Annotated in this window: 23 protein-coding genes; 8 read left to right on the top strand and 15 right to left on the bottom strand. The window is 73.0% G+C overall.

From position 1 onward, the window contains the following. Position 1: 1 nt before the first annotated feature. Positions 2-511 (bottom strand): peptide-methionine (S)-S-oxide reductase MsrA, encoded by a 510-nt coding sequence (msrA, locus tag CKO13_RS04380; RefSeq protein ID WP_200257200.1) that lies wholly within the window; start codon positions 509-511, stop codon positions 2-4. A gap of 133 nt (positions 512-644) precedes the next feature. Here msrA and CKO13_RS04385 point away from each other — a divergent pair, with 133 nt between their 5' ends. From CKO13_RS04385 to CKO13_RS04395, 3 genes are read left to right on the top strand one after another with little or no spacing between them, the layout of a single operon-like run. Next, the gene (locus CKO13_RS04385; RefSeq protein WP_200257201.1) at positions 645-1100 is read left to right on the top strand and encodes a PaaI family thioesterase; all 456 of its coding nucleotides are present in this window, start codon (positions 645-647) and stop codon (positions 1098-1100) included. After that, positions 1093-1554, top strand: a complete 462-nt coding sequence (locus tag CKO13_RS04390; RefSeq protein ID WP_200257202.1) for a PaaI family thioesterase — start codon at positions 1093-1095, stop codon at positions 1552-1554. Before CKO13_RS04385 ends, CKO13_RS04390 begins: the two co-directional genes overlap by 8 nt. Before the next feature lie 2 nt (positions 1555-1556). Then, the gene (locus CKO13_RS04395; RefSeq protein ID WP_200257203.1) at positions 1557-3671 is read left to right on the top strand and encodes a S9 family peptidase; all 2115 of its coding nucleotides are present in this window, start codon (positions 1557-1559) and stop codon (positions 3669-3671) included. On the opposite strand, the gene ccmI is transcribed toward CKO13_RS04395, so the two are convergent. The 10 genes from ccmI to CKO13_RS04445 form a co-directional block, all read right to left on the bottom strand. After that, positions 3643-4578, bottom strand: coding sequence for a c-type cytochrome biogenesis protein CcmI (gene ccmI / locus CKO13_RS04400; RefSeq protein ID WP_200257212.1), 936 nt, complete (start codon positions 4576-4578; stop codon positions 3643-3645). The genes CKO13_RS04395 and ccmI overlap by 29 nt on opposite strands. Before the next feature lie 21 nt (positions 4579-4599). After that, positions 4600-5076 (bottom strand): cytochrome c-type biogenesis protein, encoded by a 477-nt coding sequence (locus CKO13_RS04405; protein ID WP_338034580.1) that lies wholly within the window; start codon positions 5074-5076, stop codon positions 4600-4602. Between the two features lie 47 nt (positions 5077-5123). Beyond that, positions 5124-5675: a DsbE family thiol:disulfide interchange protein gene (locus CKO13_RS04410; protein WP_200257216.1), complete on the bottom strand. Its 552-nt coding sequence runs from the start codon at positions 5673-5675 to the stop codon at positions 5124-5126. Next, entirely contained in the window at positions 5672-7711 is a 2040-nt protein-coding gene (locus CKO13_RS04415; RefSeq protein ID WP_200257218.1) for a heme lyase CcmF/NrfE family subunit, read from the bottom strand. Before CKO13_RS04415 ends, CKO13_RS04410 begins: the two co-directional genes overlap by 4 nt. A gap of 2 nt (positions 7712-7713) precedes the next feature. After that, the gene (gene ccmE / locus CKO13_RS04420) at positions 7714-8163 is read right to left on the bottom strand and encodes a cytochrome c maturation protein CcmE (RefSeq protein ID WP_200257219.1); all 450 of its coding nucleotides are present in this window, start codon (positions 8161-8163) and stop codon (positions 7714-7716) included. After that, positions 8160-8360, bottom strand: a complete 201-nt coding sequence (ccmD, locus tag CKO13_RS04425) for a heme exporter protein CcmD (protein ID WP_200257220.1) — start codon at positions 8358-8360, stop codon at positions 8160-8162. The genes ccmE and ccmD overlap by 4 nt, the downstream gene beginning before the upstream one ends. Further along, positions 8360-9181: a heme ABC transporter permease CcmC gene (gene ccmC, locus CKO13_RS04430; RefSeq protein WP_200257224.1), complete on the bottom strand. Its 822-nt coding sequence runs from the start codon at positions 9179-9181 to the stop codon at positions 8360-8362. The genes ccmD and ccmC overlap by 1 nt, the downstream gene beginning before the upstream one ends. A gap of 94 nt (positions 9182-9275) precedes the next feature. Then, positions 9276-9944 carry a heme exporter protein CcmB gene (gene ccmB, locus CKO13_RS04435; protein ID WP_200257225.1) on the bottom strand — a complete coding sequence of 223 codons (669 nt, stop codon included), beginning with the start codon at positions 9942-9944 and terminating at the stop codon, positions 9276-9278. Positions 9945-9952: 8 nt separating this feature from the next. Next, complete coding sequence (ccmA, locus tag CKO13_RS04440; RefSeq protein WP_200257226.1) at positions 9953-10639, bottom strand: cytochrome c biogenesis heme-transporting ATPase CcmA; 687 nt, start codon at positions 10637-10639, stop codon at positions 9953-9955. Between the two features lie 94 nt (positions 10640-10733). After that, positions 10734-11054: a high-potential iron-sulfur protein gene (locus CKO13_RS04445; protein ID WP_200257227.1), complete on the bottom strand. Its 321-nt coding sequence runs from the start codon at positions 11052-11054 to the stop codon at positions 10734-10736. Between the two features lie 237 nt (positions 11055-11291). Between CKO13_RS04445 and CKO13_RS04450 the strand changes: the two genes are divergently transcribed. From CKO13_RS04450 to CKO13_RS04460, 3 genes are all read left to right on the top strand, one after another. After that, a complete protein-coding gene (locus tag CKO13_RS04450) occupies positions 11292-11750 on the top strand; it encodes a molybdenum cofactor biosynthesis protein MoaE (RefSeq protein ID WP_200257228.1) in 459 nt (152 codons plus the stop codon). After that, on the top strand, positions 11743-12840 hold the full coding sequence (gene apbC / locus CKO13_RS04455; protein WP_200257229.1) for an iron-sulfur cluster carrier protein ApbC: 1098 nt from the start codon (positions 11743-11745) through the stop codon (positions 12838-12840). The genes CKO13_RS04450 and apbC overlap by 8 nt, the downstream gene beginning before the upstream one ends. A 292-nt stretch (positions 12841-13132) precedes the next feature. Continuing rightward, positions 13133-13636 (top strand): ankyrin repeat domain-containing protein, encoded by a 504-nt coding sequence (locus tag CKO13_RS04460; RefSeq protein ID WP_200257230.1) that lies wholly within the window; start codon positions 13133-13135, stop codon positions 13634-13636. On the opposite strand, the gene CKO13_RS04465 is transcribed toward CKO13_RS04460, so the two are convergent. Continuing rightward, positions 13633-14880, bottom strand: coding sequence for a GGDEF domain-containing protein (locus tag CKO13_RS04465; RefSeq protein ID WP_200257232.1), 1248 nt, complete (start codon positions 14878-14880; stop codon positions 13633-13635). The two genes, CKO13_RS04460 and CKO13_RS04465, sit on opposite strands and share 4 nt — an antisense overlap. A gap of 46 nt (positions 14881-14926) precedes the next feature. Then, entirely contained in the window at positions 14927-16093 is a 1167-nt protein-coding gene (locus CKO13_RS04470; RefSeq protein ID WP_200257234.1) for an HD-GYP domain-containing protein, read from the bottom strand. A gap of 150 nt (positions 16094-16243) precedes the next feature. Between CKO13_RS04470 and CKO13_RS04475 the strand changes: the two genes are divergently transcribed. Both CKO13_RS04475 and CKO13_RS04480 read left to right on the top strand, forming a co-directional pair. Beyond that, the gene (locus tag CKO13_RS04475) at positions 16244-16801 is read left to right on the top strand and encodes a class I SAM-dependent methyltransferase (RefSeq protein ID WP_200257236.1); all 558 of its coding nucleotides are present in this window, start codon (positions 16244-16246) and stop codon (positions 16799-16801) included. Positions 16802-16863: 62 nt separating this feature from the next. After that, positions 16864-18099, top strand: a complete 1236-nt coding sequence (locus CKO13_RS04480) for an MFS transporter (RefSeq protein ID WP_242467889.1) — start codon at positions 16864-16866, stop codon at positions 18097-18099. Here CKO13_RS04480 and CKO13_RS04485 read toward each other — a convergent pair. Both CKO13_RS04485 and CKO13_RS04490 read right to left on the bottom strand, forming a co-directional pair. Further along, complete coding sequence (locus tag CKO13_RS04485) at positions 18063-18851, bottom strand: ParA family protein (protein WP_200257240.1); 789 nt, start codon at positions 18849-18851, stop codon at positions 18063-18065. The genes CKO13_RS04480 and CKO13_RS04485 overlap by 37 nt on opposite strands. Before the next feature lie 87 nt (positions 18852-18938). Continuing rightward, on the bottom strand, positions 18939-19470 hold a 532-nt coding region (locus tag CKO13_RS04490; RefSeq protein ID WP_200257242.1), incomplete at its 5' end, for an SOS response-associated peptidase.

Raw genomic sequence — 19470 nt, forward strand, 5'->3', positions numbered from 1 at the left:
CCTACTGCCGGGCGAGCTTCGGGGCGATCATCGCCCGGCAGTAGGGCGCCTCCGGGTGGCTGTCGTAGAAGCGCTGGTGCTCCGGCTCGGCCGGGTAGAAGGCGCCCAGCGGCGCGAGCTCGGTGACCACGGGCGCCGGGTAGGCGCCGGAGCGGTCGAGCTCGCGGATCTTCTCCGCCGCCGTGCGGCGCTGCGCCTCGTCGGCGTAGAGGACGATCGAGCGGTACTGCGGCCCCACGTCCGGCCCCTGGCGGTCGCGCTGGGTGGGGTCGTGGAGGTGGAAGAAGAGATCGAGGAGCTGATCGTAGCCGATCTGCGCGGGGTCGTAGGCGACCTGCACGACCTCGGCGTGGCCCGTCCGGCCGGTGCAGACGCTGCGGTAGTCCGGGTCGGCGGTGTGGCCCCCGGCGTAGCCGGAGACGGCGGCGCTCACGCCCCGCAGGCGCCGGAAGACCCCCTCGAGGCACCAGAAGCAGCCGCCGCCCAGCACGGCGTGGTGAGTCTCGGCCATGCGCTCGCCTCCTCCGTGCCTTCCCGAGCCTGCTCCCTAGTGTGGCACGCCGCGGCGCGGCCGTGAGGCTTGCTTGGCACCAGCACGCCCGTAGACTAGGCTTGCCCTTTTGAAAGATGCCGTTTTTCGCCCTATGACCTCTGCCCAAGAAGCCGCGGCCCCCGGCCGCGAGGAAGTCCAGCGCCTCTTCGAGCGCTCCCCCCACGGGGCGCTCATCGGCCTCGAGCTCGTCGACCTCGGGGGGGTGACGCTGACCGCCCGCGTCCCCTACAGTGCGCAGCTTGTCGGCAACCCGCAGACCGGCTACCTCCACGGCGGGGTGATCACCACCCTCATCGACCAGACCAGCGGGGCGGCCGTCATGCTCGCCACCGGCGCCGAGGAGCGCATCGTCACCCTCGACCTGCGCGTCGACCACCTCCGGGCGGCGGAGGCCGGCCGGGATGTCTACGCCCGCGCCGACTGCTACCGCCTCGCCCGGGAGATCGCCTTCGCCTGGTGCGTCGCCTACGAGGACGACCCCGAGCGCCCCTTCGCCACCAGCATGAGCGCCTTCATGCGCCTGCGCGAGGAGCGGAGCCATGGCTGAGCTGCTGGAGCAGGTCCGCGCCGCGCGCCAGGCCGGCGACTACGCGGGGCTGACGGAGCTGGTGCCGTACGCCCGGCTGCTCGGGGTGCGCTTCGAGCCGGCCGCGGAGGCCGGCGGCGACGGGCTGCGCGGCCGGCTGCCGTACCGCGACGAGCTGGTCGGCCTGCCGAGCACCGGCTCCCTCCACGGCGGCCTGCTCGGCGCCTTCCTGGAGCACGTCGCCATCATGCAGATCCTGTGGAACGGCGAGAGCCGCTACCTGCCGCGGATCGTCAACTTCCACGTCGACTACCTGCGCCGCGGCGCCCCCGAGGAGACCTTCGCCGCGGCCGAGATCCGCCGCCAGGGCCGCCGGATCGTCAACGTCCACGCCAGCGCCTGGCAGGGCGAGGCGCAGCGGCCCGTCGCGGCGGCCCGCGGCCACTTCCTGCTGACACCGCCCGAGGGTCCGTGACCATGTCCGCACCGAGCGCCCCCCAGCCGCCCATCGCCGCGCAGGAGCCGGTCGCCGAGGAGCGCTTCGGCGTCCGCCGCGAGGACCCGTACGCCTGGCTGCGCGACCCCCGCTGGCGCGAGGCGATGCTCGACCCGAGCCGGCTGAGCCCCGCCATCCGCGCCCACCTGGAGGCCGAGAACGCCTACACCGAGGCGGTGCTCGAGCCGGTGCGCGATCTGCGCCGGCGGCTGTTCGCGGAGCTGCGCGGCCGGCTCAAGGAGGACGACGCCTCGGTCCCCGTGCCCGACGGCGCCTACGAGTACTACGCCCGCTACCGCAGCGGCGGCCAGCACCCCGTCGCCTGCCGCCGCCGGCGCGGCGCCGGCGAGGCGGCGGAGGAGGTCATCCTCGACGGCGACGCCGAGGCCGCCGGGCACGGCTACTTCCACCTCGGCGACTGGGCCCACGGCGACGACCACCGCTACCTCGCCTTCGCCGTCGATACCACCGGGGCGGAGGCGTACACCCTGCGCTTCCGCGACCTGGACAGCGGCGAGGAGCTCGCCGAGCGGATCGAGCAGGCCCGGGGCGACTTCGTCTGGGCCGCGGACGGGCGGACGCTGCTCTACACCGTCCTCGACGAGGCCCACCGGCCGCGCTGGGTCTACCGCCACCGGCTCGGCACCGATCCGGCGGCGGATGCCCTGGTCTACGAGGAGACGGACCCCGGCTTCTTCGTCGGCCTCGACCGGACGGAGAGCCGGCGCTTCCTGCTCATCGAGACCCACGACCACACCACCTCGGAGGTCCACGCCGCCCCCGCCGACGCCCCGGAGTCGGGCTTCCGCTGCCTGGTCCCCCGCGAGCGGGACGTCGAGTACACGGTCAGCGACAGCGGCGAGCAGTGGCTGATCCTGACCAACCGCGAGGCCGAGGACTTCCGCATCGTCGCCGCGCCGCTGGCGGACCCGGCGCCGGAGCGCTGGACGGAGCAAGTGGCCCACCGGCCGGGGGTGCTCATCGAGGATATGGCCCTCTTCCGCGACTACCTGGTCCGCCTGGAGACGGCGGAGGCGCTGCCGCGGATCGTCGTCCGGCGCCTCGCCGATGGCGCGGAGCACACCGTGGCCGTCGACGAGGAGGCCTACGCGCTGGGGATCTCGCCGGGGCTGGAGTACGCGACCGCGACGCTGCGCTACCGCTACTCGTCGCTGACCACGCCGGCGCGCGTCTACGACTACGACATGGCCACCGGCGCGCGGCACCTGCGCAAGGAGCAGGAGATCCCCAGCGGCCACGACCCGGCGGCCTACACCGCCCGCCGGCTCGAGGCCACGGCGCCGGACGGCGAGCGGGTGCCCATCTCGCTGCTCCACCGCGCCGACCAGCCGCCGGGGCCGGAGACGCCGGTGCTCCTCGACGGCTACGGCGCCTACGGCATCAGCGAGCCGGCGGCCTTCTCGCCGCACCGGCTCTCGCTGGTCGACCGCGGCTTCGCCTTCGCCATCGCCCACGTGCGCGGCGGCAAGGAGCGCGGCTACCGCTGGTACCGGGAGGGCAAGCTCGAGCGCAAGCCGAACACCTTCAGCGACTACATCGCCTGCGCCGAGCACCTGATCGCCGCCGGCTACACCGGCGCCGGGCGGATCGCCGTGCACGGCGGCTCCGCCGGCGGGATGCTGGTCGGGGCGGTGCTCAACCAGCGCCCGGAGCTCTTCGGCGCGGCGGTGGCCGACGTGCCCTTCGTCGACGTCCTCAACACCATGAGCGACCCGTCGCTGCCGCTGACCCCGCCGGAGTGGCCGGAGTGGGGCAACCCCCTCGAGGACGAGGCCGCCTTCCGCACGATCCTCGGCTACTCGCCCTACGACAACGTCTGCGCCCAGGCGTACCCGCCGATCCTGGCCACCGCCGGGGTCTCGGACCCGCGGGTGACGTACTGGGAGCCGGCCAAGTGGGTGGCCCGGCTGCGGGCGCTCAAGACCGACGGCAATCCCCTGCTGCTGTGGACCAACATGAGCGCCGGGCACGCCGGTCCGGGGGGGCGGTTCGACTTCCTCGAGGAGGTGGCCCTGCGCTTCGCCTTCCTGCTGTGGGTCTTCGGGCTCAGCCCGGATCCGGGGAGCCGGCGCTAGCGCCGGCCCCGCCGCCGCCCGGGCCCGGCAGCTCCTCGAGGTTCTTGCGGATCCGCTCGGCGACGCCCGAGTCCTGGGGGACGACCTCGAGCAGCCGCTGCCAGTAGCCCTCCGCCTGCTCGTAGTCGGAGCGGTTGTAGGCCGCGGTCCCCGCCAGCCACAGCGCCCGGGCGTTCTCCGGGTCCTTCTCCAGCGCCTGCTGGATCAGCTCCTCGGGGCGCCCCTCGAGCCCGCCGGAGGTGGCGGCGAGGACGTCGGCGTACTCGGCGAGCAGATCGGCGTTCTCGTCGGCGCCGAGCTCCATGGCCCGCGAGAAGGCGTCGCGGGCCTCCTCGAGGCGCTCGAGGAAGACCATCGTCCGGGCGTAGAGGACCCAGCCCCGCTGGTCGTCCGGGTTCTCCTCGAGGCGCTGGCGCAGCTGCTCGGCGAGCTGCGTCACGTCCTCGCGGCTGCGCTCCTGGCTGGCGCCCTGCGGGGCGGCCGTCGCCGACGCCCCGGCGCCGGCGCTCGTGGCCTGGAAGGCCCGCTCGCCGCCGCCGACCTGGCCGTAGATGGCCAGGGCGAGCAGGGGGATGGCGACGGCGCTCAGGCTGGCGGCCCCGGCGACGGCCAGGCGCTGGCCCCGCCCGGCGCCGCCGCCGCTGCCCGCCTCGTCGGCGTCGATCCCTCCGCTCTGCACGAGGTCGCGGTCGAGGTCCTCGACGGCGGCGTCGAACTGCTCCCGGCTCAGCGTGCCGTTCTCGAGGTCCTGCTCGAGCTCGCGGATCCGGTCGCGGTGGACCGTGGCGTTGATATCGCGGCGGGCCTGCTGCGGCGCCCCGTCGCCGCTGCGCAGCAGCGGGAAGAGCACGAAGGCGAGGGCGAAGAGGCTCAGGAAGAGGGCGATGCCCAGGAACGTCCCATTCATTGCTGTGAGCTCCCTTGGTCGCTAGGAATCGCCGCGCCGGAAGCGCTCGAGGGCCCGCCGCTCCGACTCGGTCAGCTCCGTCTCCGCCGACTGGCGCCGCCGGACCACCTGCAGCCAGGTGACGCCGCCGATGATCAGCAGGAGGAAGGGGCTGACCCACAGCAGCGCCGTGTTCAGCTGGAAGGGGGGCTTGTAGAGGACGTAGTCGCCGTAGCGCCGGGTCATGTAGCTGATGATCTCCTCCTCGCTACGGCCGTTGACGGTCATCTCGTAGACGCGCTCGCGCATGTCCGCGGCGAGCTGCGCCCCCGACTCGTAGATGGTCTCGCTCTGGCAGACGGTGCAGCGCAGCTTCTGGACGAGGCGGTAGTACTGCTCCTCCTGGCGCTCGTTCTCGAACTCCAGGGGCTGGTCGATGGCGACGGCGCCGGCCGTGCCGATGGCGCCGGCGGCGAAGAAGAGCGCGAAGCCGGCCACGAGCGCGCGTACGCGGCTCACGAGGGCCCCGAGCCGGGGGCGCGAGTACCTCAGGGTGGATCGTAAGCTCATGACTGCTGCTCCGCCTTTAGCTTCTCGATCAGGGGGAGGAGGTCCTCCTGGAGGACCTTGGCGTTGATCGGGCCGATGTGCTTGTGGCGGATGATCCCCTGCGCATCGAGCACGTAGGTCTCCGGGGTCGCGTAGACCCCCCAGTCCATGCCGGCCTCGGCCTCCGGGTCGAAGGCGATCTTGTCGTAGGGGTTGCCGAAGGCCTCCAGGAAGCGCCGCGCGTTCTGCCGGGAGTCGCGGTAGTTGAAGCCGTAGACGGGGACATCCCGCTTGGCGATCTCCTGGAGGTACGGCAGCTCCTGGCGGCACGGCCGGCACCAGGAGGCCCAGACGTTCACGAGAGCGACCTCGCCGGTGAAGTCCGCCTCGGTGAGCGTCGTCTGCGGCTCCTGCAGCGAGGGGAGCTCGAAGGCCGGCGCCGGCTCGCCGACCAGCGGCGAGGGCAGCTCCTCGGTGTCGGTGCCGAGGCCGACGTAGAACAGCCCCAGGAGCACCAGGACAAGGGTGAGCGGCAGGCCGAAGCGCAGCAGTGCGGATCGCTTGCTCATCGGCGGACCTCCGAGTGCATCGTGGCGGCGGTGGCGGCCGGGCCCGGGCCCGGGGCCGGCGCCGCCGGCTGCCCCGCCTCGCCGCGCTGGGCGGCGGGGGCCATGCGGTAGCGCCGGTCCGCGGCGGCGAGGAAGCCGCCGAGGGCCATCACCACGCCGCCGAGCCACATCCAGAACATGTACGGCTTGCGGTAGAGGCGCATCGTCCAGCCGCCCTCCTGGACCCGGCTGCCGAGGGTGACGTAGATGTCGCGGAAGACGCCGCGATTGAGCGAGGCCTGGCGCATGGGCATCCGCGGCTGGGCGTCGTAGGTGCGCAGCTGCGGCCTCAGGGTGTCGATCTGCCGGCCGCCGTAGGCGAGCTCAACGGTGGCCTGCCGGGCGTCGTAGTTCGGGCCGCGCAGCTGCGAGGAGTCGCGCAGGGTGAACGTGTACTCGCCGAGCGAGGCCGACTCGCCGGGCTTGAGGTGGACGTCCCGCTCCTGCTCGTAGCTGCCGACCATGGCGATGGCCATCACCACGATGGCGAAGCCGGCGTGCGCCGTGTGCATGCCGATAAAGCTCGGCTGCAGCGCCGCGGCGAGGGCCTTGGCCGTGCCCTGGCTGCGCCGGCGCCGGGCGATGCGCTTGCCCAGGTCGATGGCGGCGCTCAGCAGGATCCACGTGACGAGGGCCAGGCCGAGGGCGGTCAGCGGCTTCCAGGCCGCCATGGTCAGCGGCCAGAGCACGCCGACGAGGACGCTGATCGCCAGCGCCCAGCGCATCTGCCGGTAGGTCTCGGAGGGGCTCGAGCGCTTCCAGGAGACCACCGGGCCGATGCCGATGAGGAAGAGCAGCGGCAGCATCAGCGGCATGAAGACCGCGTCGAAGTAGGGCGGGCCGACGGAGATCTTGCCGATCCCCAGCGCCTCGACGGCGAGGGGGTAGAGGGTGCCGATGAGCACCGCCGCGCTGGCGACCGTCAGCAGCACGTTGTTGGCGAGCAGCAGCGACTCCCGCGAGTACCAGCCGAAGGCGCCGCCGAGGCCGATCCGCGGGGCGCGCCAGGCGTAGAGCGCCAGGGAGCCGAGCAGGGTCGCCGCCAGGATGGCGAGGATGAACACGCCCCGGTCCGGATCGGAGGCGAAGGCGTGCACCGAGCTCATCACCCCGGAGCGGACGATGAACGCCCCCATGACCGTCAGGGCGAAGCTGACGATGGCCAGCATCAGCGTCCAGACCTTGAAGCCGCCGCGCTTCTCGGTCACCGCCAGGGAGTGCAGCAGCGCCGTGGCCGTCAGCCAGGGGATCAGCGAGGCGTTCTCCACCGGGTCCCAGGCCCAGTAGCCGCCCCAGCCGAGCTCGTAGTAGGACCACCACGCCCCCACGCCGATGCCGAGGGTGAGGAAGGCCCAGGCGACCGTCGTCCACGGCCGCGACCAGCGGGCCCAGGCGGCGTCGAGCCGCCCGCCGAGCAGTGCCGCCATGGCGAAGGCGAAGGCGACCGCCAGGCCGGTGTAGCCGATGAACAGCAGCGGTGGGTGGATGATCATCCCCGGGTCCTGGAGCAGCGGGTTGAGGTCCGCGCCCTGGGCGGGGGCGGGGAAGACCCGGGCGAAGGGGTTGGAGGTGAACGCCGTGAAGGCGAGGAAGGCCGCCGCGACCGTGCCGAGCACGGCGAGCACGCGGGCGAGCATCTCCAGGGAGAGGGCGCGGCTGAAGAAGGCCACGGCGACGTTCCAGATACTGAGCATGAGGGCCCACAGCAGCATGGAGCCCTCATGACCGCCCCAGACGCCGGTGAGCTTGTAGATCAGCGGCAGCGCCGCGTTGGAGTTCTCGGCGACGTAGCGGATGGAGAGGTCGTTGGCCACGAACGCCAGGGTCAGCATGATATAGGCGAGGCCGAGGAAGACGAGCTGCCCCACGGCCAGGGAGCGGCCCGCGGCCATGAGCCGCCGGTCGCCGACGAGAGTGCCGGTCAGCGGCAGCAGCGCCTGGATCAGGGCCAGGCAGAAGGCGAGGATCAGGGTGAAGTTGCCGAGCTCGCCGAGCATGGTCAGTAGCTCCCGACCTGGCTGGGATCGCCGCCGGCGCGCTCGATGGCCTCGGCCGCCTCCTCGGGCATGTAGTCGGCGTCGTGGCGCGCCATGACGTTATCGGCCTCGAAGACCCCGCCGGGGCCGAGGTGGCCCTCGACGACCACGCCCTCGCCCTCCTGGAAGAGGTCGGGGAGGACGCCGTCGAAGCGCACCGGCACGTCGGCCTCGAGGTCGGTGACCTTGAACACCACCTGCGTCGACTCGCCCTGGCGCTCGATGCTGCCCTCCTTGACGATGCCGCCGATGCGGAAGTGGCGGTCGGGCAGCTCGCTCTTCGCTTGCACCTCCGAGGGGGTGATGAAGAACGTCAGGTTCTCGCTGAAGGCGTTGAGCACCAGTGCCGTGGCCACGCTGGCCCCCGCGAGGATGCCGAGGACGAGGGTCAGCCGCTTGTGTCGCTGTTTCATCGCTCATTCCCCCCTTTCGATTGTGAGCCCGCCGCCGCCCGGCGCGTCCGGCGCTGGAGCAGGGCGTGGGCCCGGCGCCGGCGCCGGCCCAGGAGCACGCCCTCGAGCAGCAGAACGGCCGCCGTGACCCCGTAGGAGCCCCAGACGTAGCCGGCGTAGCCCCCCATGGCCAGGAAGTCGCCGATCCCATCCCACATTACGCTTGCCCTTCCTCTTGGCTCGTATGCTCACGGACCGACTCAGCGGCCGCCAGTTCCCGCTGCGTGCGGGTCATCCGCCCGGCCGCGGCCGCCTGGGCCCACTCGCTGCGCGGCTCCCGCTCCAGCGCCTCGACCTGGGCGCGGCGCAGCACGACCGCCGCCGAGTAGAGCCAGATCCCGGCGATCATCAGCAGCATCGCCGTGAGCATCGACGGGGCCATGCTCGGCCCGTCGGCGCGGATCACGGAGCTGCCCTGGTGGAGGTTGTACCACCAGTCCACCGAGAAGTAGATGATGGGCACGTTGATCGCCCCGATGACGGCGAGCAGCGAGGCGGCCCGCCCGCCCTTCTCCCGGTCGTCGGCGGCGCCGTGCAGGGCGATGTAGCCGAGGAAGAGGAAGAGCAGCACCAGGGTCGAGGTCAGCCGGGCGTCCCAGACCCAGAACGTGCCCCAGGTGGGTGCGCCCCACAGCGCGCCCGTCCACAGCGAGAGGAAGGTCATCAGGGCGCCGGTCGGGGCGATGCTGCGGGCCATGATGTCGGCCATCTTGATGCGCCAGACCAGGTAGATGCCCCCGTAGAGGGCCATCAGCAGGTAGAGGAACATCCCCATCCAGGCGGTGGCGACGTGGATGTAGAGGATGCGGTAGCTCTCGCCCTGGTGGGCCTCGGCGGGCGCGACGAAGAAGCCGATATAGAGCGCGGCCAGGCAGAGGAGGGCGGCGCCGGCCCACAGCCAGGGTGTGAGGCGCTGGGCGAGGGCGTAGAAGTTCGCCGGTGCCGTAAACTTGAGCCACGGTACGGATCGAGAGCTCATGCGTGTAGTCCCAATTGGTTTTCGGGTCTTTCCCTTGCTAACGCCTTCGAGGCCTTGCGTCCACCGCGGGTTCCGTAGGGACCGCCGCGGCGGCTCAGTCGAGGGCGATGCGCAGGGCCCCGGCGATGGCCAGCGGCAGCAGCGGCAGCGCCGCCGCGAGCAGCGCGCCGAGCAGCGACAGGTGCGCGTAGAACGCGCTGCTGTACATCGCCTCCGTGACGGCGCCGGCGCCGAGCACGAGCACCGGGACGTACAGCGGCAGGATCAGCAGCGCCATCAGCGCCCCGCCCGCCCGGACGCCGAGGGTCAGGGCGGCGCCCACCGCCCCGAGCAGGCTCAGCACCGGGGTCCCGAGGAGCAATGATACCGCGAGCACCCCCAGCTCCGCGCCCTCGAGCCCGAGGGCGTAGCCGAGCGCCGGCGAGAGCACGACCAGGGGCAGGCCGAGGGCGAGCCAGTGGGCGGCGACCTTGGCCAGGGCGACCACCGTGAGCGGCTCCGGGGCGAGCAGCAGCTGCTCCAGGCTGCCGTCGCGCCAGTCGTCGGCGAAGAGCCGGTCGAGGGAGATCAGGCTCGCGAGGGCGGCGGCCACCCAGACGCCGGCCGGCGCCAGGGTGCGCAGCTTCTGCGGATCGGGGCCGAGGGCGAGGGGGAAGAGGGTGATGACGAGGATGAAGAAGGCGACGACGGTCAGTACGTCCTGGCGGCGCGTGACGATCAGCGAGAGGTCGCGCCGCATTAGGGTCCAGAGTGACCTCAGCATGGGCGGTATCAGTCCAGGTCGAGGATCCGCGGCTCGGGCAAGCCGTCGATGGATTGGTGGCTCGTGGTGACCACGATGCCCCCCTCGCGCAGGTAGGCGGCGATCCGCTCGAAGAGCCACGCCACGGCGCTGCGGTCGAGGGCGGTCAGCGGCTCGTCGAGGATCCAGAGCCGGGCCGGCGAGACGAGCAGGCGGGCGAGGGCGGTGCGCCGGCGCTGCCCCTGGGAGAGGTAGCGCACGGGGATGTCCTCGCGGCCGCCGAGCCCGGCCTCCTCGAGGGCGTCGAGCTGGCGCTCCAGGTCGCCGCGCTCGCCGCGCAGCCCCTGGTGGATGTCGAGGTTCTCCAGGGGGGTGAGCTCCTCCTTGACCGCGTCGCGGTGGCCGACGTAGAGGAGCTCGCGCCGGGCGGCCTCCTCCAGGCGCCGGATCGGCTGGCCGCGCCAGCGCACCTCGCCGGTGGCCGGCTCGGTGAGCCCGCAGAGGATGCGCAGGAGCGTGGTCTTGCCGCTGCCGTTGCGGCCGCGCACGAAGAGCAGCTCGCCGCTGGCGAGGGAGAGGCTGACGCCCGAGAAGAGGGTCTGGTCGCCGCGCCGGCAGGAGAGGCCGGCGATCTCGAGCTCCCCCCTGGGCGCCGCCTTGCCGGCGTGCGGGGGGCTCGGCGCTGTGGTGGCGCGCCCGACGGGACCGGTATCCATTAACGCCTAGTCGTTGTCCCTGGAAAGCGCAGTACAAAAAAGGGAGCGCCGCGAAGGACGCCCCCCGTCTCCGGTATCGGCCCGCCCGGGCCGATTAGCCCGCCGGCGCGTAGACGCCGCACCAGCCCTCGGCGTTGACGAGCACGTCGGAGAAGCTCGGATGGCTGCAGCTGCCCCAGCCGTTCTGCTCCTCGCCCTGCCAGAAGACGCAGTTGTTGCACTGCTGGCCCTCCTGGTAGCGGGAGTGATCGGCCTGGGTCGCGTCGTTGACGTAGCTGTGGGCGTGGCCGTCCTCCGCCTTCGCCTTGGCCTTGACCGTGCCCTGATGGAGCAGGGTCGCCAGCGGCAGGGCCGCCACGGTCATCGCGCTGGCCTTGAGGAACTTCCGGCGGCCGCCATCGATGGAATCGCTCATGCTCTTCCTCCTTACTTATTCGTGTGAGCCGCTAGAGTGTGACACCCATATTGCGGCTTGTGTTCCGGTTGTGCTTGCGGTGTTATGCCGCACCTCGACCCCCTGCGCCGCCGTCCCGGCGCCCAGGTCCAACCGCGACCCTAGCCGCCGCCCCGGCCGCTGTACAACCGCACTGGTATTGGGTGGTGACAGGCGGCGATCCTCTCAGAAGATACCCTGGAGACGTGGGAGGCCGACATGGAGCGCGTCACCGAGGAGCCCATCCCCCTGGCGGGCCTGATCGCCGAGACCGAGGACCCGGCGGCCGGGGCGCTGGTGGTCTTCGCCGGCACGGTCCGCGACCACCACGAGGGGCGCCGGGTCGCGGCGATCGCCTACTCCGCCTACCGGCCGCTGGCCGAGCGGGTCCTCGCCGAGCTCGAGGCCGAGGTCTGCGAGCGCTTCGGCGCCGCCGCCTGCCGGATCGTCCACCGGGTCGGCGAGCTCGCCGTCGGGGAGCAGAGCGTGGCTGTCGTCGTCCGTGCCGCCCACCGGGCCGAGGCCTTCGAGGCCGGCCGCTACGCCATCGACGCGATCAAGGCGCGCGCCCCCTTCTGGAAGCAGGAGCGCCTCGAGGACGGCACGCAGGCGCACCAGCCGGGGGTGCCGCTATCGAGTCCGCATACACCCGAAGACCGGAGGTTGTCCGATGAGTGAGCCTTCCCGCGAGGCCGTGGAGCGAGCCCTGCAGGGCGTGATCGACCCCCACCTGGAGACCGACCTGCTCTCCGCGGGGTGCGTCGAGGGGATCGAGATCGACGGCGACCGGGTCCACCTCGCGATTGCCCTCGGCTACCCCGCGGAAGGCTACCGGGAGGCGCTCGCCGAGGCCCTGCGCGAGGCGGTGCGGGGCGTCGCCGGCGTGGCCGACGCCACGGTGGAGGTGAGCAGCCGTATCCACGCCCACGCGGTCCAGCCGGGCCTCAAGGGCTTGGAGCAGGTCAAGAACGTCATCGCCGTCGCCTCCGGGAAGGGGGGCGTGGGCAAGTCCACCGTGGCGGCCAACCTCGCCCTGGCGCTGCAGGCCGAGGGGGCGCGGGTCGGCGTGCTCGACGCCGATATCTACGGGCCGAGCCAGCCGCGCATGCTCGGCGTCCGGGGCCAGCCCGAGTCCCCGGACGGCACCCACATGACCCCGCTCGACGGCCACGGCCTGCAGGTCATCTCCGCGGGCTTCCTCATCGACGAGGAGACGCCGATGATCTGGCGCGGCCCGATGGTCACCAAGGCGCTCGAGCAGCTGGTGAGCGAGACCCTCTGGGAGGGGCTCGACTACCTGGTCGTCGACCTGCCGCCGGGCACCGGCGACGTGCAGCTGACCCTGGCGCAGAAGGTGCCCGTCAGCGGCGGCGTGATCATCACTACCCCCCAGGACATCGCCCTGCTCGACGCCCGCAAGGGGCTGCGGATGTTCGAGAAGGTCAACGTGCCGGTGCTCGGGATCATCGAGAACATGGGCACCCACATCTGCTCGCACTGCGGCCACGAGGAGGCGATCTTTGGCGCCGGCGGCGGCGAGCAGATGGCCGCGCAGTACGGGGTGGGGCTGCTCGGCTCCCTGCCGCTGGACATCCGGATCCGGGAGCAGGCCGACAGCGGCTGCCCCACGGTGCTCGCCGACCCGCAGAGCCGCATCGCCGAGGACTACCGGCGGATCGCCCGGCGGACGGCGGCGCAGCTCTCCCTGCGCGAGCGCAGCAGCGGCAGCGCCTTCCCCAATATCGCCGTTAGCGGCGGCGGCCAGTAGCCGGCGCACCCCCCTGCCGGGGGCGGGACGGGGCGGCTGGCGTCTGCCGAGCGCGCCCCTTCGGGGTCCCCTGCGCTTCTCGCCCGAGCGGGGCCGCGCGCTAAGCTCGCTTCGCTCGGACAACGCGCGCTCGCCGAGCGGCTGGCGCCGCTCGGCGTCCCCGCTCGGGCTGCGATGCTCGGCGCGCTCGAGAGGACGCCAGCCGCCCCGTCCCGCCCCCGGCAGGGGGTGCACTTCATCACGACAGAAAAGTTACTATATAACGTAACTGAGCGACTCAGGGTACCGAAGGATGCGCATCGGCAAGTGGCTCAAGCGGCAGATTGCGGACCACCCCCTGCGGGTGCTGGCGGTCCTGCTCCTCGGCGCCGGGCTGCTGAGCTCGGTCGGCCTCCCGGACCCCGACGCCGAGGACGCGTACGGCCGCACCCCCCTGGCGGCGGCCGCCTACGAGGGGGATGCATGGGAGGCCCGCCTCTGGCTGCTGCTCGGCGCCGACGTGGATGCCCGGGAGCCGTGCGGGACGACGCCGCTGATGCGGGCGATCCAGTACGGCCACATGGGGCTCGCCCGGCTCCTGCTCGAGGCCGGCGCCGACCCGGCGGCCGCCGACAAGACCGGGCTCTCGGCGCTCCACCTGGCGGCCCGGCGGGGGAGCCGGGCCATGGCGCAGCGGCTCATCGAGGCGGGCGCCGATCCCGACGCCGAGGAGTCCCTGGACGGCGACACGCCGGCCGATGAGGCGCAGCAGGCCGGGCACGAGGCCCTGGCCGAGTACCTGCGCGCGGCCGGCTAGGTGGCGAGCCGGTTGCGCCCCCCGCGCTTGGCGCGGTAGAGGGCCTGGTCCGCTGCCTCGATGACCTCCGAGGCCGGGGTGCCGCGCTCCTGGGGGGCGGCGACGCCGATGCTGATGGTGATCTGGACGCTCTTGGCGTCGCCGCTGCCGCGCTGGCGCTCCCCCTTCTGGTCGTCCTTCGGCCGCTGCGCGCCCCGGACCCGGAAGGGGGCTTCGGCGACGGCGGCCCGGAGCGCCTCGAGGTGCCCCTTGACCGCCTCGGCGCCCTGGCCGGGGAAGACGATGGCGAACTCCTCGCCGCCGTAGCGGAAGGGCTGGCCGCCGCCGCCGGCGCGCTCGACGAAGCGGGCGACCCGCTTCAGGACCTGGTCGCCCACCTCGTGGCCGTAGGTGTCGTTGAAGCCCTTGAAGTGGTCGACGTCCATCATGGCGATGGCGTAGCGGCCGCCGAGGCGCGCGAGCAGGGCATCGAGGGCGCGGCGGTTGGGCAGCCCCGTGAGCCCGTCCCGGAAGGCGAGGCGGTAGGCCTCCTGCAGGGTGGCCAGCAGCAGGGAGAGCAGGGCGAGCAGCACGAGCGCCGTCGTCGTCATCGCCGCCTGCTGCGGGGGGCCCGTCAGGTCGAGCCCGGCGGTGGTGGTCAGCAGGGCGCTGAAGGCCCCGAAGACCAGCGGCGTGAGCTCCAGCCAGGCGATCACGAGCAGGGCGGCGGCGGCGAGGGGGACGAGCACCAGCGCCTGCTCCGGCAGGGCGGTCCAGGCGCTGAGCAGGGGGGGCAGGAAGCTCGCCTGGGTGATCCCGTACACGGCCTGGGGCAGCCCGTAGGCGAGGGCGGCGACGGCGGCGCCTTGGCCGCCCAGGATCAGCAGCCGCAGGATGCCGGCGGGGCTGAGCAGGCCGCGCTCATCGAGCAGCGCCAGGGCGAGCAGGTTCGGTGGCACGAGCAGCGCCGCGCTCGCCGCGGCGGCCTGGGTGCTGATCTCCGTGAGGGCGGGGCCGAAGGCGACCCAGAGGTAGGCAGCGACGATGACCAGGGCCTGGAGCGCGGTATTGGCCCGCTGGTAGAGCAGCGCGAGCAGGGCGAGGCTCCCGCCGAGCAGCAGGGTCAGCTCGACCCCGCTGTGGACGAGGACCCGGGCGACGCTGGGGGGAGCCGGCTTACCGGCCGCGAGCCAGGCGAGGGCGGCGGCCAGGAGCCCCGCGTGGGGCAGCCAGCTCGATGCCAGCAGGCGCTTGAGCCACCCCATGGGGCCGCCTCACTCCCGCCGGCGGGGCAGCGCGGAGGGGCGGCGGCTAGGTGCCATAGCCCCACAGTGAGCCCAGGTTGAAGCGCTTGGCCACGGTGAGCGTCGGCTCGAGGGCGACGACGTCCGGCGCCTCGCCGTGGCTCGTATCCCGGTGCAGGGGGCGGGCCGTGGGCTGGCCGTTGGCCTTGACGATCGCCGCGACCAGCGGCTGCTCGCCGCGCTCGCCGCGGTGGACGACCACCCCCCGCTCGCCGTTGCTCAGCGACACGAAGCTGCCGGGCGGGTAGATCCCGATGGTGTTGATAAAGCCTGAGAGCATCTCGCGGTCGTAGACCGTGCCGCTCTGGTTGAGGAGCTCGAGCAGGGTCTCGCGCACGGCGGTCGCCGGGCGGTAGCTGCGGGTCGAGATCATCGCCATGTAGGTGTCGGCGATCATCAGCAGCCGGGCGCCGCGGCAGATCTGCCCGCCCTGCAGCCCCTCGGGGTAGCCGCTGCCGTCGAGGCGCTCCTGGTGCTCGGCGACGATCCGCAGCCAGGTCCCGTCGGTAATCCCCTCGGCCGCCAGCATCCGCGCCGACTCGGTGGGGTGGCGGCGCACGGCGTGGAGCTGCTCGTCGCTGAGCGGCTCGACCTGGCGCTCGAGCTCCCGCTGGAGCTCGAGCATCCCGACGTTGGCCGTCAGCGCGGCGCAGACCGTGGAGCGGCGCTCAGTCGCGGGGATGCCGAGCTGGGTGGCGACGGTGTCGCAGAGGATCGCCTGGCGGATGGGGTGGCGGACGGTGTAGGGGAAGTCCTCGTCGAGGTGCGCGGCGCCGATCGAGGCGTCGGGGTCGCGCTCGACGAGGTCGCCGATGCGGCTGGTCAGGGTGTCGAGCCGCGACAGGAACCGGCCGCTGCGCTGGCCGAGCCACTTGAAGGTCTCCTGCAGGGCGAAGGAGATGCGGTAGATCTCGTCGAACGGGTTCGCCGAGAGCGGGTCCGTCTCCCGGCGGCGCTGCACCCCGCCGCTGCCCCTCTTGTCCGGGGTGGCGTAGTACGGGGTGCGGCCGATCTGCAGGAGCCGGCGCCGCTGCTCCTCCGAGCGGATGGGGTGGCCCTGGCGCAGCAGGAGGTGGCCGTAGGCGTCCTCGATGTCGTAGGGCAGGGGGCGGCCTACGGCGAGGTCGGTAGGCTGGACCCGAGTACGCTTGGCAGATGCGGCGGTTCGGTTCATCGCGCCCTCAACTCCTCCGAGGCATGCGCAATGGTAGCAAGATCCCGCAGCTGAGGCACGGGAACCCCGCCGGCGAGCCCGGCCGAGGGCGAATAAGCCGCCAGCCACCTGTACAATGCCGCGCTCAGCCGACTGTGGACGGGATCCTCTATGCTCGCGGAGCTGCTGCTCATGGCGCTGGTCCTCGTAATCATCGCCGCCATCACGGCCTATACCGCCATCACGGGGATCTCCCCGCTGCCGAGCACGCGCCTGGGCCGCGAGGCGGTGCTTGCGGCCCTGCCGGAGGCGCCGCAGGGCGCGATCATCGAGGCGGGCGCGGGGTGGGGCACCCTCGCCTTCGCCCTGGCCCGCCGCCGCCCCGGGAGCCGGGTGATCGGCTACGAGCTCTCGCCGCTGCCGTGGGCCTTCTCGCAGCTGCGCCGGCTGATCCAGCCGGCGCCCAACCTGCGCCTCTACCGCCGGGACCTGCTGCGGGCCTCCTACGCTGAGGCCGGCGTCGTCGTCTGCTACCTCCACGCCGAGGCGCTCGAGCGCCTCCAGCCCAAGCTCGAGGCGGAGCTGCCCGCGGGGGCGCTGGTCATCAGCAATACCTTCCGCCTGCACCGCTGGCGGCCGGCGGCGGTCCTCCATCCGCCGGCGAGCATCGACGCCCCCGTCTACGTCTACCGCGTACCCGAGGCCTATACCTCCTGGGGCGCCGTCTAGGCAGGCGCCCTCCAAGCGGCCCCTGTGTTCTACCCACCGCGCTAGGATTCCGCACCGTGAGCATGCCCGCAGCGTACCTCCGCTTCATCTCGGCCCACCGCCGCTTCCTCGCCTTCGGCTTCCTGATGGCGGCGCTCTCCGGGTTCGGCCAGACGTTCTTCGTCTCCCTGTTCAGCGAGCCGATCCGGGCCGCCTTCGGCCTGGGCCACGGCGGCTTCGGCCTCTACTACGGCGTGGCGACGGTGGCCAGCGCGGCGGCGGTCATCGCCGGCGGCCGCTGGATCGACCGCCTCGACCTGCGCCTCTTCGCCCCGCTGGTAGCCGTGGGGCTGGCGGCGGGGGCCGCCGTGCTCGCCGGCGCCGGCTCGCTGCCGGCGCTGCTGGCGGCGCTGTTCCTGCTGCGCTTCTGCGGCCAGGGGCTGATGATGCACACGGCCATGACCAGCATGACGCGCTACTTCGACGTCGAGCGCGGCCGGGCGGTAGGGACGGCCGCGCTCGGGCTGCCCGCCGCCGAGGCGCTGCTGCCCTCGGCGGCGGTGGGGCTGATGGGGTGGTGGTCCTGGCAGGCGGTCTGGTGGCTGGTGGCGGCGCTGCTGCTGCTCGGCGCCGTGCCGGCGATCCTGGGGCTGCTGCGTGGCCACGGCCAGCGGCGCCGGCGCCTGGAGCGCACCTCCGCCGTCGAGGCGGAGGGCGGCGGGTGGCGGCGCCGCGACGTGCTGCGCGACCGGCGCCTCTACCTGGTGCTGCCGGCGGTCATCGCCGCGCCGGCCACCGTGACCCTGCTCTTCTTCCACCAGGTCCATATCGCCGACGAGCGCGGCTGGGACATGGCGCTCATGGCCGGCTCCTTCGTCACCTTCGCCGCCGCCCACGTGCTCGCCCTGCTCGGCTCGGGCCCCCTGGTCGACCGCATCACCGCCCGGCGCGCGCTGCCGCTGGCCGTGGCCCCGCTGCTGCTCGGGGTGGCGCTGGCCGCCGCCGTCGCCGCCCCGTGGGTGGTGCCGTGCTACCTGGCGCTGGCCGGGGCCTCCGCCGGGGCCGCCGCCACCTCGGGCAACGCCGTCTGGGCGGAGCTCTACGGCGTCCACAACCTCGGGGCCATCCGCGCCCTGGCGCACGCCCTGATGGTCTCGGCCACCGCCGTGACCCCGCCCCTGACGGGGGTGCTCTTCGATCTCGGGGTGCCCGTCGGCGGTGTCCTCGCCGGCATGGCCGCCTTCGTGGCGGCGGCGATCGCCCTGGCCGCCGCCGCCAACCGCTACGCCGCCGCGGCGCCCTCGCCGAGGCGGTCGTAGAGCGCCTGGAACTCGCCGCTGAGCTTGTGCCTGGGCGCCATGTGGATGAGCGGCTGCGCCTGCTGGTGGGACTCGCGGATCTTCACCGAGGCGGAGATGTAGGTGGGCAGGATGGGCAGCCCCTCCTGGTGCAGCTCATCGACGACGGTGCGGGGGAGCTTGGCGCCGGACTGGAACTGGTTGACGATGATCCCCTCCACCTGGAGCTGCCCGTTGTGGTCCTCCTGGATCTCCTGGATCTGCTCGAGCAGCTCGTAGAGCGCCTGGCGGGAGAAGTCGTCGCAGTCGAAGGGGATCAGGCAGCGGTCGGCGGCGATCAGCGCCGAGCGGCTGAAGAAGTTCAGCGCCGGCGGGGTGTCGATGAAGACCGCGTCGTAGTGCTCCGCGACGCCGTCGAGCGCCTCGCGCAGCTTGTAGATCTTGTAGCGCGACTCCAGCTTGCCCTGCAGGGTCTCCAGCTCGCGGTTGGCCGGCAGGATCTGGAGGTGGTCGAACGGCGTCCGGCTGATGAACTGGCGCAGGTTGATCGACTTGCGCGGCCCCAGGCGGAAGCCCAGCGTCGAGGAGAAGAAGTCGCCGACGGTCTGGTCGGGCTCGGCCCCGGCGCCGAGGAGGTAGCTGCTGGCGTTGCCCTGGGGGTCGAGGTCCACCACCAGGGTGCGCAGCCCCGAGGCGGCGCTGATCGCCGCCAGGTTGCAGGTGATCGTGGATTTGCCGACCCCGCCCTTCTGGTTGAAGATTACGCGCCTCATCGGCTCTTGCCCCCCGCGAATGCTTAACCGCGCCCAAAGATACCGCTTGTAGGCGCCGCTAGCCACAGCGCGGCGCCGCCGGGGGCCTCAGCCGCTCCCGCCGCCCCCGGTCTGACCCCCCTGGCGCTCGAGCAGCTGCGCATCGTCGTTCTCGGGGCGGTTGACCCGGGCGGAGACGGGCCACCACGTCAGCCGCCCCGGCTCGAGCCGCCGGGCGGCGCGGCGCACCGCCTCGCGCCCGGTGCGCTGCGGGTCGAGCCACGCCCACCGGCACGCCGGGTCCAGGGCGACGGGCCGGCGCGGGTGGATGCGCTCCAGCCCGTCGCCGGCGGGCTCGGTGAGGATCGCGCAGCACGGCTCGCCGCTCGGCCCGTCCCGGTCCCACAGGCCGGCGAGCAGGAGGGCCTCCTCGGCCGCCGGATCGGCGAGGGTGATGTAGTAGGGCTGCTTGGTCTCGCCCTGCTGCTGCCACTCGTACCAGCCGCTCGCCGGCACGAGGCACCGGCGGTGGGCGAAGGCGTCGCGGAAGTAGGGGGCGGTGGCCGCCTTCTCGGCGCGGGCGTTGATCGGCCGCGGGGCGTCCTCGCCGGCCCAGTGGGGCCGGAAGCCCCAGCGCGCC

The sequence above is a fragment of the Halorhodospira neutriphila genome, from assembly GCF_016584055.1.
GTDB classification, from domain to species: domain Bacteria; phylum Pseudomonadota; class Gammaproteobacteria; order Nitrococcales; family Halorhodospiraceae; genus Halorhodospira; species Halorhodospira neutriphila.

Bases quoted from the DNA above. Each gene is read 5' to 3' on its own strand.
- msrA (WP_200257200.1), bottom strand. From the start codon at position 511: ATGGCCGAGACTCACCACGCCGTGCTGGGCGGCGGCTGCTTCTGGTGC.
- CKO13_RS04385 (WP_200257201.1), top strand. From the start codon at position 645: ATGACCTCTGCCCAAGAAGCCGCGGCCCCCGGCCGCGAGGAAGTCCAG.
- CKO13_RS04390 (WP_200257202.1), top strand. From the start codon at position 1,093: ATGGCTGAGCTGCTGGAGCAGGTCCGCGCCGCGCGCCAGGCCGGCGAC.
- CKO13_RS04395 (WP_200257203.1), top strand. From the start codon at position 1,557: ATGTCCGCACCGAGCGCCCCCCAGCCGCCCATCGCCGCGCAGGAGCCG.
- ccmI (WP_200257212.1), bottom strand. From the start codon at position 4,578: ATGAATGGGACGTTCCTGGGCATCGCCCTCTTCCTGAGCCTCTTCGCC.
- CKO13_RS04410 (WP_200257216.1), bottom strand. From the start codon at position 5,675: ATGAGCAAGCGATCCGCACTGCTGCGCTTCGGCCTGCCGCTCACCCTT.
- CKO13_RS04415 (WP_200257218.1), bottom strand. From the start codon at position 7,711: ATGCTCGGCGAGCTCGGCAACTTCACCCTGATCCTCGCCTTCTGCCTG.
- ccmE (WP_200257219.1), bottom strand. From the start codon at position 8,163: ATGAAACAGCGACACAAGCGGCTGACCCTCGTCCTCGGCATCCTCGCG.
- ccmD (WP_200257220.1), bottom strand. From the start codon at position 8,360: ATGTGGGATGGGATCGGCGACTTCCTGGCCATGGGGGGCTACGCCGGC.
- ccmC (WP_200257224.1), bottom strand. From the start codon at position 9,181: ATGAGCTCTCGATCCGTACCGTGGCTCAAGTTTACGGCACCGGCGAAC.
- ccmB (WP_200257225.1), bottom strand. From the start codon at position 9,944: ATGCTGAGGTCACTCTGGACCCTAATGCGGCGCGACCTCTCGCTGATC.
- ccmA (WP_200257226.1), bottom strand. From the start codon at position 10,639: ATGGATACCGGTCCCGTCGGGCGCGCCACCACAGCGCCGAGCCCCCCG.
- CKO13_RS04445 (WP_200257227.1), bottom strand. From the start codon at position 11,054: ATGAGCGATTCCATCGATGGCGGCCGCCGGAAGTTCCTCAAGGCCAGC.
- CKO13_RS04450 (WP_200257228.1), top strand. From the start codon at position 11,292: ATGGAGCGCGTCACCGAGGAGCCCATCCCCCTGGCGGGCCTGATCGCC.
- apbC (WP_200257229.1), top strand. From the start codon at position 11,743: ATGAGTGAGCCTTCCCGCGAGGCCGTGGAGCGAGCCCTGCAGGGCGTG.
- CKO13_RS04460 (WP_200257230.1), top strand. From the start codon at position 13,133: ATGCGCATCGGCAAGTGGCTCAAGCGGCAGATTGCGGACCACCCCCTG.
- CKO13_RS04465 (WP_200257232.1), bottom strand. From the start codon at position 14,880: ATGGGGTGGCTCAAGCGCCTGCTGGCATCGAGCTGGCTGCCCCACGCG.
- CKO13_RS04470 (WP_200257234.1), bottom strand. From the start codon at position 16,093: ATGAACCGAACCGCCGCATCTGCCAAGCGTACTCGGGTCCAGCCTACC.
- CKO13_RS04475 (WP_200257236.1), top strand. From the start codon at position 16,244: ATGCTCGCGGAGCTGCTGCTCATGGCGCTGGTCCTCGTAATCATCGCC.
- CKO13_RS04480 (WP_242467889.1), top strand. From the start codon at position 16,864: ATGCCCGCAGCGTACCTCCGCTTCATCTCGGCCCACCGCCGCTTCCTC.
- CKO13_RS04485 (WP_200257240.1), bottom strand. From the start codon at position 18,851: ATGAGGCGCGTAATCTTCAACCAGAAGGGCGGGGTCGGCAAATCCACG.